General features: G+C 72.1%; 12 protein-coding genes. 8 read left to right on the top strand and 4 right to left on the bottom strand.

Annotation, left to right across the window (positions count from 1 at the left end; all coding sequences use genetic code 11):
* Together D7X12_RS30875 and D7X12_RS30870 are read left to right on the top strand one after the other, a co-directional pair.
* On the top strand, positions 1 to 1484 hold a 1484-nt coding region (locus D7X12_RS30875; RefSeq protein WP_147443851.1), incomplete at its 5' end, for a DUF4153 domain-containing protein.
* A 25-nt stretch (positions 1485 to 1509) separates the two neighbouring features.
* Positions 1510 to 2391 (top strand): EamA family transporter, encoded by an 882-nt coding sequence (locus D7X12_RS30870; protein ID WP_120628832.1) that lies wholly within the window; start codon positions 1510 to 1512, stop codon positions 2389 to 2391.
* A 4-nt stretch (positions 2392 to 2395) separates the two neighbouring features.
* Here the strand turns inward: D7X12_RS30870 and D7X12_RS30865 are convergent, their stop codons facing one another.
* The 3 genes from D7X12_RS30865 to D7X12_RS30855 all read right to left on the bottom strand — a co-directional run bounded on the left by D7X12_RS30865 (position 2396) and on the right by D7X12_RS30855 (position 5224).
* Positions 2396 to 3310 (bottom strand): SMP-30/gluconolactonase/LRE family protein, encoded by a 915-nt coding sequence (locus D7X12_RS30865; protein WP_120628831.1) that lies wholly within the window; start codon positions 3308 to 3310, stop codon positions 2396 to 2398.
* Between the two features lie 65 nt (positions 3311 to 3375).
* Positions 3376 to 4566 (bottom strand): cysteine desulfurase-like protein, encoded by a 1191-nt coding sequence (locus D7X12_RS30860; RefSeq protein ID WP_120628830.1) that lies wholly within the window; start codon positions 4564 to 4566, stop codon positions 3376 to 3378.
* A 43-nt stretch (positions 4567 to 4609) separates the two neighbouring features.
* Positions 4610 to 5224, bottom strand: coding sequence for a CAP domain-containing protein (locus D7X12_RS30855; RefSeq protein ID WP_120628829.1), 615 nt, complete (start codon positions 5222 to 5224; stop codon positions 4610 to 4612).
* Positions 5225 to 5403: 179 nt separating this feature from the next.
* Here D7X12_RS30855 and D7X12_RS30850 point away from each other — a divergent pair, with 179 nt between their 5' ends.
* The 4 genes from D7X12_RS30850 (at position 5404) to D7X12_RS30835 (ending at position 9004) form a co-directional block, all read left to right on the top strand.
* Complete coding sequence (locus tag D7X12_RS30850) at positions 5404 to 5862, top strand: putative toxin-antitoxin system toxin component, PIN family (protein ID WP_244224879.1); 459 nt, start codon at positions 5404 to 5406, stop codon at positions 5860 to 5862.
* Between the two features lie 86 nt (positions 5863 to 5948).
* Positions 5949 to 7376 (top strand): LysM peptidoglycan-binding domain-containing protein, encoded by a 1428-nt coding sequence (locus tag D7X12_RS30845; protein WP_120628834.1) that lies wholly within the window; start codon positions 5949 to 5951, stop codon positions 7374 to 7376.
* A gap of 15 nt (positions 7377 to 7391) precedes the next feature.
* Positions 7392 to 8105, top strand: a complete 714-nt coding sequence (gene deoD / locus D7X12_RS30840; RefSeq protein ID WP_120628827.1) for a purine-nucleoside phosphorylase — start codon at positions 7392 to 7394, stop codon at positions 8103 to 8105.
* An 11-nt stretch (positions 8106 to 8116) separates the two neighbouring features.
* Positions 8117 to 9004 carry an alpha-ketoglutarate-dependent dioxygenase AlkB gene (locus tag D7X12_RS30835; RefSeq protein ID WP_120628826.1) on the top strand — a complete coding sequence of 296 codons (888 nt, stop codon included), beginning with the start codon at positions 8117 to 8119 and terminating at the stop codon, positions 9002 to 9004.
* Between the two features lie 53 nt (positions 9005 to 9057).
* Here the strand turns inward: D7X12_RS30835 and D7X12_RS30830 are convergent, their stop codons facing one another.
* Entirely contained in the window at positions 9058 to 11577 is a 2520-nt protein-coding gene (locus tag D7X12_RS30830) for an RIO1 family regulatory kinase/ATPase domain-containing protein (RefSeq protein WP_120628825.1), read from the bottom strand.
* Between the two features lie 322 nt (positions 11578 to 11899).
* On the opposite strand from D7X12_RS30830, the gene D7X12_RS30825 reads away from it, so the two are divergent.
* Positions 11900 to 12631 (top strand): L,D-transpeptidase family protein, encoded by a 732-nt coding sequence (locus D7X12_RS30825; protein WP_120628824.1) that lies wholly within the window; start codon positions 11900 to 11902, stop codon positions 12629 to 12631.
* A 45-nt stretch (positions 12632 to 12676) separates the two neighbouring features.
* The coding region (locus D7X12_RS30820) for an amidase (protein ID WP_147443850.1) at positions 12677 to 13723 on the top strand (1047 nt) is incomplete at its 3' end.

Genomic DNA, 13723 nt, shown 5'->3' with positions numbered 1-13723 from the left:
CGTCCCGTCCGCTGCTGCCGTGGGTTCGCGCCCCGCGCCGGATGCTGGCGGCGTCCCTGTCGCTGGGACTGCTCGCGGAGGTGCTGCTGGACCGCGAGCGCTGGGGCCTGGGCTTCCCGGTGCTGGTGGCGGCCCTGGTGGGCGCGCTCGCGTGGCTGGGCGGGCGCGAGGGCTGGCAGCGCGCGCGGCCCAACGCGTGGCTCCTCGTCCCGCTCGGCCTGGTCACCGGCTTCGTGGCCGTGCGTGACAGTCCGTGGCTCTTGTCCCTCAACGTCCTGACCGCGGGCGTGCTCCTGATGCTGCTGGCGCACTTCTGGGCCGCGGGCCGGGTGCAGCGGCTGGGCCTCACCGGCTATCCCGCCGTCGTGCTGGGCGCCGCGTTCCAGGCCTTCCGCTATCCGCCCGCGCTGGCCCGGAGCAGCGTGGACGTGCGCGGCCTGCGCGCCCACACCCCGCGCCTGCTGTCGCTCGGGCGCGGCCTGCTGCTCACGCTGCCGGTGCTGCTCGTGTTCGGCGTGCTGCTCAGCGCGGCGGACGGCGTCTTCTCCTCGGCGATGGACCGGCTGCTGTCGTTCAACCTGGGGCTGGACGTGCTCGTGGGGCGCGGCATCGGCGTGGCCTTCAGCGCGTGCGTCGCGGCGGGGGTGTTGGGCCACGCGCTGCGCCGCCGGGGCGCGAAGGAGTGGGGCGACGCGGAGGTGGAGCCCGCCTCGCCGCGCCTGGGCCTCATCGAGGCGCTGACGCTCATCCTCACCGTGGACGCGCTCTTCCTCCTCTTCGCGGGCTTCCAGGTGGCGTACCTCTTCATCGGCGATGCGTCGTCCCCTGCGTCCGGTTACTCCTTCGCGGAGTACGCGCGGCGCGGCTTCTTCGAACTGGTCGTGGTCTCCCTGCTGACGCTGGCCCTGGTGATGGCGCTGACGCGCTGGACGCGCCGCGAGACGCCCGTGGCCCAGGCCGTGTTCCGCGCGGGCACGTCGCTGATGGTGGTCCTCACGCTGGTCATCCTCGCGTCGGCGATGAAGCGGCTGTCGCTCTACGAGGACGCCTTCGGCTACACCCTGCTGCGCCTGTACACGCACGTCTTCATGGTCGCGCTGGGGGCGGCGCTGGCCTGGCGCGCGGTGACGCTGTGGTGGCGGATGGAGCGCTTCGCGGTGGGGGCCTTCGCCACGGCGCTGTGCTCGGTGCTCGCGCTCAACGTCATCAACCCGGAGGCCTTCATCGCCCGCCACAACCTGGAGCGCCACGCGCGCACCGGCACGCTGGACGTGGAGCTGCTGTCCCGGCTGTCCGCGGATGCGGTGCCCGCGCTGATGCCCGCGCTCTCCTTGCTCTCCGAGTCCGACGCGGCGCTGCTGTTGAACAGCCACCGCGACCGGCTGGCCCCGCACGACACGCTGCCCGAGTGGAATGTCTCCCGCTTCCTCGCGCGCCGGGCGCTCCTGCGGGCCGGGCCGTGGCGTGAGCCCGTGACTCCCTGAGGAGGGGTGATAAGAGTCCGGCGTCATGACCCCAGCCGGCCGCCGAGCGCCCCTCCTGTCCCCGATTCCGGCGGTCCTCTTCGCCGTGGTGAGCGTGCAGGGCGGGGCGGCGCTCGCGAAGGGGCTTTTTCCGGCGCTGGGCGCGATGGGGGCCACGGGCCTGCGCCTCGTGCTGGCGTCGGTGATGCTGCTGGCCTTCTTCCGGCCCGCGCTGACGCGCTACACCCGCGCGCAGTGGGCGGCGGTCATCCCCTACGGCCTGGCGCTGGGGGTGATGAACCTGACGTACTACCTGGCCCTCGCGCGCATTCCGCTGGGGCTCACGGTGACGCTGGAGTTCGTGGGGCCGTTCGTGCTCGCGGTGGTGGGGTCACGCCGGGCGCTGGACTTCCTGTGGGTGCTCTTCGCGGCGGCGGGCATCGTGCTCATCACCCCGTGGACGTCGCGGCCCGGAGGACTGGATCCGCTGGGCGTCGTGCTGGCGCTGACGGCGGGCGCGTGCTGGGCCATCTACATCCTGGTGGGCGGCCGGCTCTCCCGGCTCGTCCCCGAAGGGGAGGGCGTGGCGGCGGGCATGGTGGTCGCGACGCTGACGGTGCTGCCGTTCGCGCTGGTGGGCGGGAGTCTGGAGCGACTGACGCCAGGGCTGTTCGCCGCGGGCGTGGGCGTGGCGCTGCTGTCCAGCGCGCTGCCGTACAGCCTGGAGATGCTGGCGCTGGGCCAGCTGTCCAGCCGCGCCTTCGGCATCCTGATGAGCCTGGAGCCCGCGGTGGCCGCCTTGATGGGCTGGGTCTTCCTGCGCGAGCACCTCACGCCCCTGCAATGGCTGGCGGTGGGGCTGGTGAGCCTCGCGTCAGCGGGAGCGACGCTGACGAGCAGGCGCCCCGAGCCTCCCGTCGAGGTGTGACGGCCTAACAGGGCGGGATGCCATTGACGGGCAGCAGGACGGAATACAGGGACGTGGTCGCGCAGATGAAGAGCCGGTTGCGCCTGGGCCCGCCGAAGGTGAGGTTGGCGATGGGCTCCGGCACGCGCACCCGGCCCAGCAGCGTCCCGTCCGGCGCGTAGCAATGCACGCCGTCCGCGGTGCTCGTCCAGAGGCGTCCCTCCGTGTCGAGCTTGAACCCGTCGAAGAACCCCGCCGGGCAGGTGGCGAACACCTCTCCGCCCGCGAGCGTGCCGTCGTCCCGCACGTCGAAGACGCGCAGGTGCCGGGGCCCGTCCGGGACGTGGGTGCCCCCTGTGTCCGCGACGTAGAGCCGGCGCTCGTCGGGGGAGAAGGCCAGTCCGTTGGGCCGCACGAAGTCGCCCGCGGCGATGCGCACCGCGCCCGTCTGTCCATCGATGCGGTAGACGTGACAGGCGCCCAGCTCCGACTCGGCCTTGTGCCCTTCGTAGTCCGTGTCGATGCCGTAGGTCGGGTCGGTGAACCAGATGGAGCCGTCCGACTTCACCACCACGTCGTTGGGGCTGTTGAAGCGCTTGCCCTCGAAGCGGTCCGCGAGCACGGTGATTTCACCCGAGTGTTCGGTGCGGGTGACGCGGCGCGCGCCGTGCTCGCAGGTGACGAGTCGGCCCTGCCGGTCCAGGGTGTTGCCATTGGTGAAGCCCGCGGGCTGACGGAAGACGCCCACGGTGCCCGTCGTCTCATCGAAGCGCAGCATCCGGTCATTCGGGATGTCGCTCCAGACGAGCATCCGGTGCACGGGGAAGTACACCGGCCCCTCCGCCCAGCGGCAGCCCTCATACAGCCGCTCCACCTTCGCGCTGCGTCGGATGCAGCGTCTGAACCGCTCGTCGAGGATGTCGTAGTCGCTGTCCGCCATGGTGTCTCCAGGAAGCCCAGTCAGTCCGAGCCCGAACCCTTCCGATGTCCAGCGCTCGTTCGGGCTCAGGGCAGCGAGTCCAGGCCCGCCATCAGCCGCTCCACGTCCTCCAGGGTGTTGTAGTGCAGCAGTGACGCGCGCACGGCGCCGTCCGGCATCACGCCCAGCGCCTCCGCCGCGAGCGTGGCGTAGTAGTGCCCCGCGGCGACGCCCACGTGCTGCCGGGCCAGGTGCTCGGCCACCGAGCGCGGCGGGACTCCGGGTACGTTGAAGCAGAAGGTGGCCACGCGCCCCTTCGGCTGCTTCGGTCCGTAGAGGTTCACGCGCGGGTGGCGGGACAGCCGCTCCAGCGTGGTCTCCAGCAGCGGCCGCTCCAGCTCCTCGATGCGCTGGAAGGCCCGCACCCATCCCTCGCGCCCCGACTGTCCTCCGCCCAGCACCTCGCGCAGGTAGCTCAGTGAACCCAGCCAGCCGGCCCAGCCTTCGTGGTTGGCCGTGCCCGGCTCGAACTTCTGCGGGCTGTCATCCGGCACGAACCACAGCTTGTCCGCCGGCAGCCCCGCGAGCAGCTCGCGCCGCACGTACAGACAGCCCAGGTGCGGACCGAAGACCTTGTACGGAGAGAACACCGCGAAGTCCGCGCCCCACGCGCGCACGTCCGGCAGGTGATGCGGACTGGAGTGCACCGCGTCCACGAACACCCACGCGCCCACGCCGTGCGCCACCTCCGCCACGGCGGCGATATCCGGCGTCGCACCCACGGAGTTCGCCGCCGCCGTCACGGCGACCAGGCGCGTGCGCGGGGTGACGAGCGCCCGCAGGTCCGCGGGCTCCAGCCGCCCCTCCGGCCAGTGCGCGCGCCACGTCTTCACCTTCACGCCCTGCGCCTCCAGCGCCCGCCACGGGGCCGCGTTGGATTCGTGCTCCAGCTCGGAGATGACGACCTCGTCACCCGCCTTGAAGAGGCGCGAGAGGGCCCGGCCCACCTGGAAGGTGAGCGAGGTGGCGCTGGCGCCGAGCATGACCTCCTCCGGCAGACAGTGGAGGAACTCCGCCGTCTCCGCTCGCGCGCGGGCCTTGAGCGCGGTGGCCACCTGCGAGGCGGCGTAGGGCTGGCCCACGTTGCAGCTGCCCCCGGTGAGGAACTGGCTGATGGCGTGGATGCACTGCGAGGGCACCTGTGCCCCCGCGGCATTGTCCAGGTAGCTGAAGCCAGACCGCAGGGCGGGGAAGTGCTCGGCGTACGGGGAGGTCATGGGCCCGGCAGCATAGGGCACATGCGCCCCGTTGCCATGGCGCCTACGGCGTCCCGAAGTTCTGCGTCCAGTAGGCGCGGTAGGTGCTGGTGGGCCCGTTGAAGTAGCCGATGCCCGTCTGCTTGAGCGCCCCGTTCATGATGTTGTTGCAGTGGCCCGTGCTCGTCATCCAGCCGTCCACCACCGCCTGCGCGGTGCCGTAGCCCGCGGCGATGTTCTCCGCCGCATTCCGGTAGGTGTAGCCCGCGGACGTCATCCGCTGCCACGGCGTGGAGCCGTTGGAGCCCGTGTGGCTGAAGAAGTTGTTCGTGCCCATGTCCTTGGAGTGCTTGCGCGCCGCGCAGCGCAGCCGCGTGTCCAGCGTGAGCGCCGCCACCGGAGGCTTGACGACGCCGCCACACGTCGCGCCCGCCGCGCGGCGCTGGTTGACGAGCGTGAGCACCTGGTTCTCCAGCGTCACCCACGCCGGATCCCACGTCGTCACGTCGTCACACCAGGCCGCGCTCGCGCTCACGCCGCCTCCCGCGACGTCCGTCTGCACGGGCGGGACGACGACGCCCTCTCCCGCCGGCACGGGCACTTCCTCGCCACCACAGCCCACCAGCAGGGCGGAGGCGCTCAGCAACGTCAGACACAGCGAACGGGAGAACACGGTCATGGACAGACCTTTCACCGGCAGGGGACCGGCCGAAGGAGGGGTTACAGCAGCCATCTCTCTCCTTTTTTCCGGGTTTTGACCATGGACATCCGGTGCATTGGGATTGACTGGTTGGAGGGCAGGTTGAGTCGGCGGCGCTGCTGACGGAAAGTTCTTCTTCCGTGAGGACTCCTTCCGCTGTGCCTGCCGTTCGTTCCGTGGTGCTGGACACCAACGTGGTGCTGGATCTGCTCGTCTTCGATGACGCGTTCGCGCGGCCGTTGCTGGAGGCGCTGCGGGCCGGAGCGCTGACGGCGTGGGCGGACCGGCACACGCTGCGGGAGCTGGAGCTGGTGCTCGGATACCGCTCCTTCGCGCTGACGCCGGAGGCGCAGCAGGCAGTGCGGGAGCGGTACGGCGCGCTCGTGCGGGTGGCGGACGTGGAAGGGGGCGCGGCGGTGGAGCTGCCGGTGTGCCGGGACCGGGACGACCAGAAGTTCCTCGTGCTGGCGGCGCGCGTGGGCGCGACGTGGCTGGTGAGCAAGGACAAGCGCGTGCTGTCGATGGGCGGTGGACGGCGGCTGCCCTTCGACGTGCTGACGCCCCGGCGCGCGGCGCTGCTGCTGGAGGCGCGAACCCCGCCGCCCTCGGAAGGCTGAAGCAAGCAGGCAGGGGTGCATACCGGGAGTCAAAATCGCGGTCGGCGCTTTGTGGCATGGGCTTTCTCGGGCCATCCTTCGGCCCGGTGCGTTCCTCACTCCTGATCCTCCTGTTCTGCGCCGGCTGCGCCGCGCGTGTCGTCACCCCCGTCCCGGCTCCCGTCCCGAGCCAGGCCGCGCCCACCGCCGTGGCTCCGGCCGCGTCGCCGGCCGTGGCTCCGGCCGCGTCGCCGGCCGCCCAGGCTGAGGCTCCGACAGCCTCCCCGGCGACGGGTGAGGCCCCGGCCGCCGCGCCCGTGACGGCGGCCCCGGGTGCGATGCCGTCCCCGGCGGAGGTCGCCGCCGTCGTCACCGACGCGGCCATGCGCGACAACCCGTGCCCCACGGGCACCGAGGCCGAAGAGGAGGAAGACGACGCGGCGGCGGCCACCGACGACGAGGGCGTGAGCGAGGAGGGCGAGCTCCAGGCGCCGCTCGCGCCCGCCGCGCCCGCGGGGCCCCTGTACACCGCGGAGCTGTCCGACGAGGCGCTCACCGAGGCGTGGAAGAAGGACCCCGCCACGCTGGGCTCCATGTCCATTGGCTTCGTGGAGAGCGGCCGGCAGCTCAACAGCCACCGCGTCCCGGAGGACAAGGACTGGCTCGTGGTGTCGCCGGAGATCGCCTGGGGCACGGAGGAGACGGTCAACTACGTGATGACCGCCATCCGCGCGGTGCGCGCGCAGTACCCGAACGTGCCCCCGCTGCGCGTCAACCGGCTGTCCACCAAGGACGGCGGCTACCTGCGTCCGCACAAGAGTCACCAGAACGGCCGCGACGTGGACCTGGGCTTCTACTATCCGACCGCGGAGCCGGTGCGCGCGCGCGAGCGGGAGCGCTACATCGACGTGGCCATGAACTGGGCGCTGGTGCGCTCGCTGGTGACGAACACCGACGTGCAGCTCATCCTCGTGGACAAGCGCGTCATGCGGGTCCTCTACGATTACGCGTTGAGCATTGGCGAGGACAAGGTGTGGCTCGACTCGCTCTTCAACGCGGGCTTCAACTCCGTCATCAAGCACGCGCGGCGGCACCGCGACCACTTCCACGTGCGCTTCTTCAACGCCCGCGCGCAGGAGCTGGGCCGCCGGGTGGCGCCGCTGCTGGCGCTCCAGCCGGACCAGAACCTCATGATGTACCGGGTGCGCAACGGGGACACGCTGGGCGGCATCGCGATGCGGCACAACTCCAGCGTGGTGGCCATCAAGAAGGCCAACCGGATGCGCAACACGTTCCTGAGCATTGGCCGGCGGCTGGTGATTCCCCTGAAGGGCCCGTGTACGCACTGCCCCATCCCGCCGCCCGTGCAGCTTCCCGCGCGCCGGCTGCCGCCGCGGACGCAGGCCCCCGCTTTGGTGTCCACGACGCCCCCGGCTTCGGGCAAGCTGCCCAACCCCTGCACTCCCGCCGCGCCGGCCCCCGCCCCTGTGGCGGGACCGACGGGCGCCCCGTCCGGTCTGTCGACCGCGCGCTGAAAGGCTTCACGCTCCATGGCAACTCCGCACATCTCCGCCGCTCCGGGTGACTTCGCCGAAGTGGTCCTCATGCCCGGCGACCCGCTGCGCGCCCGCTACATCTCCGAGCGCTTCCTGGAAGGCGCGCGCGCCGTCACGTCGGTGCGCAACATGCTGGGCTACACCGGCACCTTCCGCGGCAAGCGCCTGTCGGTGATGGGACACGGCATGGGCGTGCCCTCCATCTCCATCTACGCGACGGAGCTGGTGCGCACGTTTGGCGCGCGCGTGCTCATCCGCGTGGGCAGCTGCGGGGCGCTGCGCGAGGATGTGAAGCTGCGCGACGTCATCGTGGCGCAGGGCGCGGGCACCGACTCGCGGGTGAACCGCATGCGCCTGATGGACCACGACTTCCCGGCGGTGGCGGACTTCACGCTCGTGCGCCGCGCGGTGGAGGCGGCGGAGCAGCGCAAGAAGCCCGTGCGCGTGGGTTCGGTGTTCACGTCGGACCTGTTCTACCACCCGCAGGAGGCGCTCAACGCGACGCTTGCGCGCATGGGCATCCTGGCGGTGGAGATGGAGATCGCCGGCCTGTATGGCGTGGCGGCGGAGTTCGGCGCGCGGGCGCTGGGAATGCTCACGGTGTCGGACCACATCCTCACCGGGGAGAAGCTGTCCCCCGAGGACCGGCAGACGACGTTCGACGAGATGATCGAGCTGGCGCTCGACGTCGCCGTCTCCGAGGCGTAAGGGTCGCGCGCATGAGCTTCGGTTCCCGCAAGGGCCCGCCCTCGGTGCTGGCGCGCAAGGCGGCCCAGCGCACCCCGGGCCACCACTACAACGCGAGCTTCCTCGCGGCGGCGGACCGCGCGGAGATCCTCGCGTGGCTGGGCACGCTGCACCCGCTGTGGGAGGAGCGCTATTCGAAGCACTTCCCGCCGCCGGAGGGGCAGACGCAGCGGCGGCTCTTGCGGCCGGTGTACTGGCTGGGCAACTGGCAGTTCGCGTGCCTCGACTACTACCGGCCGCCCAAGGGCGTGAAGGACCGCTGCGTGAAGGCGGAGCCCTTCCCGGCGGTGCTGGAGCGGCAGGTCGCGAAGGTGGAGGCGCTGGCGCGGCGGATGTTCCGGGGCCCGGACATGCCGCAGGGCTGGCACCTCAACACGTGCCTCGTGAACTTCTACGGCAGCCGGCTGGAGGACGGGCGCTGGGTGGACACCGCGCGCGTGGGCGAGCACAAGGACTTCGAGCCCGGGCCGGTGGCGTCGCTGTCATTCGGCGAGCGCGCGCTCATCCAGTTCGTCACGTCGTCACGGCCGGGCGAGCGCGACGCGGTGGTGCTGGAGCAGTGGTTGGATGACGGCTCGTTGCAGCTGTTCGGCGGCGCGCAGTGGAAGGAGCAGACGTTCCACCGGGTGCAGCGGGTGGACACGCGCGCGGGGCACGTCATGCCGCCGGAGCTGCCGGACTTCCGCACGCGGCGCATCAACCTGACGTTCCGCTATGTGCCGGACGCGCACGTGACGCCGTTCGCGGCGCTGGGCGCGGAGGCCCGCGAGGATGTGCGGCCGTACATGGCGACGCTCGCGCAGGGCAGCCGCTTCTTCCGCGAGGAGCTGGCGCGGGAGCCGGTGGTGAAGGCGGAGTAGGGGAGGGCGCGGACGTCGTGCGTCCGCGCCGTCCTGCCCGGTGGGCCAGGGGACTACGAGCCCGTCTCGGGGCCCCGGTTGGAGGAGGCGGACGCGGGCGAACGGCCCACGTAGCTCACCTGGGGCGAGCCGCCACGACTGGGGCGTCCCGCGCCACGCTCCGGGGCCTGACGCGGCATCCGGGGTGCGTTGTCGCGCGCCTCATGGGGCGCGGACTGGGCGCCGCGTCCGTTCTGGGGCTCGGTGTCCTGCGCGCGCTGGCGGCGGTTGTCACCGCCGGGAGCACCGTTCTTCGGGGGCGCGAAGGATGCGTCACCGGCTTCGGCGTTCGGCGTGCGCTGTCCACGCGGCGGGCGGCCGTTGGTGCGCGGCTCGCCCTGCGGCGACGCGTTCGAGCTGGACTCAGCGTGCTGCTGGGGAGCCCGGTTGTTCGTGCGCGGCTCGCCGTTCTGCTGCGGGCCATTCGCACGCGACTCGCCATTCTGCTGCGACCGACCATTCGTGCGCGGCTCACCGTGCTGTGGTGGACCCCCGTTGCCGGAGTCGCCGTGCTGCGGAGTCCGGTTGCTCATGCGGGGCTCGCTGTTCTGCTGGGAAGCCCGGCCATTCATGCGGGGCTCGGCGTTCTGCTGCGGGCCATTCGTGCCAGAGTCGCCGTTCTGCGACGACCGGCCGTTCATGCGCGGCTCGCCGTTCCGCGGCTGCGACCGGTTGTTCCTCCGGGGCTCGCTGTCCTGTTGCGGCAGGGGCTCCTGGGCGAAGCCGGTGTTCTGCTGCCGGCCATTCGCACGGGACTCGCCGTGCTGTCGTGCTGGCGGCCCCTCCGTCCGGGAACCGTTCTCCGACGACCGGTCGTGCGTGCGCGGCGCACCGTGCTGAGCGGGCTGTCCCTCGGTCCTGGCGCCACCGTTCTGCTGGGACCGGCCGTTCATGCGCGGCTCGCCGTGCTGCGCGGGCTGCTCGTCCGTCCGGGCTCCACGGCCCTGCTGCGACCGGCCGTTCTGCTGCACGCCGTCCGTGCGGGGCTCGCCGCCCTGCTGCGGCCGGCCATTCATCCGCGCATTGCCATTCTGCTGCGCGCCGTCCATCCGGGGCTCGCCGCCCTGCGGAGGCCGGCCGTTCGCGCGGGGCTCACCCCGGGGAGGGCGGCCATTCATGCGCGGCTCGCCACCCGACGGTGCGCCATTCATGCGCGGCTCGCCGCCCGACGGTGCGCCGTTCATGCGCGCACTGCCATTCTGCGGCTGCGACGGGCCATTCACGCGGGCATCACCGTTCGGCTGACGCGGCGGACGCCCATCACGGCGCGGCTCGTTCGGCGCGCGCTGCTGCGGGTTCCCGTTGCGCGGCCCGCCACCCTGCGGGGGCCGGCCATTCGTGCGCGCATCACCTGCCACATTCGCGCCCTGTGCCACGGGGGCACCGTTCCCGGCGCGCGGCCCGCCCTGCTGCGGACGTCCGTTGTTCCCACCGGGCCGTGCACCACCGCCCTGCTGCGGACGCGCCGCCGCACCCTGCTGCGGTCCCGCGTTCCCGGGCCGGGGAGCACTGCCGGTGCGCGGCGGCGGCTTGCCACCGAATCCTCCACGCCGCCGTCCATCGCGCGGGCTCGACGTGACGACCGGCCGTCCGCGCTCACCGCCACCCTGTCGCAACACCAGGGCCTCCAGCGCGCGCAGCTCCGCCTCCTCCGCGCTGACGCCCTCCTCCAACGCCACCGCGGCCACGGGCGCCGGGGCCGCGCGCAGGTCGCCGCGCCCCTCCTGCCCGAAGCGCTCCGCCCGGCCACCCGGGCGACCCTGCGCCCCCTGGCGACGGGGAGGCTCGCGGAACGTCCCCGACGGCGAGAACTCCGGCGTCAGGTCGCGGCGCACGTACGCGTTCCAGATTTCGCCCGTGTCCCCCGAGCGGCTCTCCAACCGGGGCGAGATGCCCGTGAGGAACTCCCGGACATTGTCCAGGTCGCGCCGGAAGTAGAACTCCGCCTGGCTGTTGCGCGCCGCCGCCACCGTCTGCGGGAAGTCGATGAGCGTCGGCCCGTTCCCACTCATCAGGATGTTGTAGGGCGACAGGTCTCCGTGGATGAGATCCGCGCACAAGGTGCGAATCACCTGCCCGCGCAGGTCCAGGTAGACGGCCTCGGCCTCCTCGGGCGTGAGGGGCGGGGCCTCCACCAGCCGGGGCGCGGGCTGGCCCTGCTCGTCCAGCACCAGCTCCATCAGGAGGATGCCTTCGTAGAACAGCACGGGGGTGGGGACGCGGACGCCCTGCGCGTGCAGCTTGTAGAGCGAGTCGGCCTCGGCGTTCTTCCAGGCCTCTTCCGCGGCGGCCTGCCCGAAGCGGCTGCCCTTCTCCATGGCGCGGCGGGTGCGCGAGTTGCGCACCTCACGGCCTTCCTTGTAGCCGGAGTTGTTGCGGAAGTTGCGCTCGTGGCGCTCCTTGTACAGCTTCGCAGCGACCACCTGGCCGGCGTGCTGGACAAGCCACACCTCTGCCTCCTTGCCCGTCTTCAGCTGGCCGATGACGGCGTCAATGATGCCGTCGGCGAGGAGGGTCTCGAGGGAGTCATTCATTCTTAGGCAAAAGGCCGGAACGGCACGGGGCGGGGAGCTTCGGTCGTCACGTACACCGGCGGCCCCTGCTCGCCATGGTGCACGTTGGAGATGAGAACACCGGGCAGGCCCTGGTTTCCATCGCCGTCACGCTGAACGTCGTCCAGAAGGCCCACGTACCGCTTGCTAGCAGCTTGGCAAGCAGGGGGCCAGGGGTGGGACCCTCCCTGTAGCCTGTTCGCCTGCCACCCCTGCCCGGGGACCGCTTGACGCGGCCTGGGCGTCCAACTCCCGGAAGTCCCCGGGAAATCCCTGCCGAACCCGGGAGAGGAGCCGTCCGCCCATGAAGGTCCTGCCGCTGTGGGGTGTCCTGTTGGCCTCGGTGTGCGCGCACGCCGGGGACCGCGTCGAGGGTGCCCGGAAGCATCAAACGGCCGGAATCGTCCGGAGCTTCAAGGAGGCGGGGCTGTCCTGGCCGCCGGAGGAGCTCTACCTGCGGGCCTTCAAGGTCGAGCGCGAGCTGGAGGTCTGGGCGGGCCCCCGGGGCAAGCCCCTGGTGAAGGTGCGCACCTTCCCCATCTGCGCGGCGTCCGGCGACGTGGGCCCCAAGCGGGCCATGGGGGACGAACAGGTGCCGGAGGGCTTCTACACGGTGGACCTCTTCAACCCGAAGAGCGCCTTCCACCTGTCGATGCGCGTGAGCTACCCGAACGCGCTCGACCGGAAGCTGGGGGCCGCGCAGCCGGGCGGCGACATCTACATCCACGGCAACTGCGTGAGCATCGGCTGCCTGGCCATCGAGGACGGGCCCATTGAAGCCCTGTACGTGATGGTGTCCGAGGCCCGGACGCGCATGGGGCGCGACGTGCCGGTGCACATCTTCCCACGCCGGTTGGATGCGGCGGGGCTCGCGGCCCTGGAGTCCCTGCCCGGTGTGACGGATTCGCGGAAGGCCTTCTGGCGCGGCCTGGAGCCCGGCTACCGGTGGTTCGAATCCCAGCGCCGCCCGCCGCGGGTGAAGGTGAACGCCGCGGCGAACGCCTACGTGGTGACCCCGGCCCTCCCTGTCCGGTAGCTGGGAAGAGCTGCTAGAAATCCTCCGGAAGCTGGGGGTGTGCACATGGAGTCTTCCGTCTCGTCGCAGGAGTCGGGGTTGTCCGGGGGCGCGCGAGCGCTCGTGTCCCTGACGACCACGGAGCTGGCCGCGGCCCTTCGCGCCCGCCAGGTCTCCGCGGTGGAGGTGCTGGACGCCTTCCTGTCCCGGGCCCATCAGCACAACCCCGCGCTCAACGCCGTGGTGACGTGGGACGAGGCGCGGGCCCGCGAACGCGCCGCCCAGGCGGACGCCGCGCTCGCGCGAGGAGAGCTGTGGGGGCCGCTGCACGGCGTGCCCTTCACCCTGAAGGATGCGTGGAGCACCGCGGGCCTGCGCACGACGTCCGGCCATCCGAACCTGGCCGGGTACGTGCCCTCCGAGGACGCGACCGTGGTGGCCCGGCTCAAGGCCGCGGGCGCCATCCTCTGGGGCAAGACGAACCTGCCGCCGTTCGCGTCGGACTACCAGACGCACGGGCCGCTGCTGGGCCGGGCGAACAACCCGCATGACCTGGGGCGCACGCCGGGCGGCTCCAGCGGTGGCGCGGCGGCGGCGGTCGCGGCGGGCCTCACCCCCTTCGAGGTGGGCAGCGACATTGGCGGCTCCATCCGGCTGCCAGCGCACTTCTGCGGCATCGTCGGCATCAAGCCCACGGAGCACCGCGTCTCCAGCGCGGGCCACGTCCCCGACCTGCCCGACGGTCCTCGCCACGTGCGCCACATGGCGTGCTCCGGTCCGCTGGCGCGCTCGGTGGCGGACCTGCGGCTCATCCTGTCCCTCATCGAGGGGGCGGATCCGCGCAACCCGGAGGTGCCGCCCGTCGCGCCGCTGGGCGCCGCGCAGCCCCGGGCCCTCAAGGGCCTGCGGGTGGCGTGGGCGGACACGCTGGGTCCCCTGGGCTCGCTGTTCAGGGCCGACGCGTCCACGCGTCAGCTCCTCGAGCGCTTCACCACGACGCTGCGGGCCGAGGGCGTCGTCGTGGAGCACGCGGTGCCGGAGGGCATGGACTTCGCGGACCTGCTGGAGGTGTGGGGCCTGGTGGAGGGCGGGGAGGTGGGCGCGCCGCTGCCC

It is taken from the genome of Corallococcus sicarius (assembly GCF_003611735.1).
Taxonomy (GTDB): Bacteria; Myxococcota; Myxococcia; order Myxococcales; family Myxococcaceae; genus Corallococcus; species Corallococcus sicarius.
Note: the sequence above shows the minus strand (reverse complement) of the source record. Positions and strands in the feature narration are given on the sequence as shown.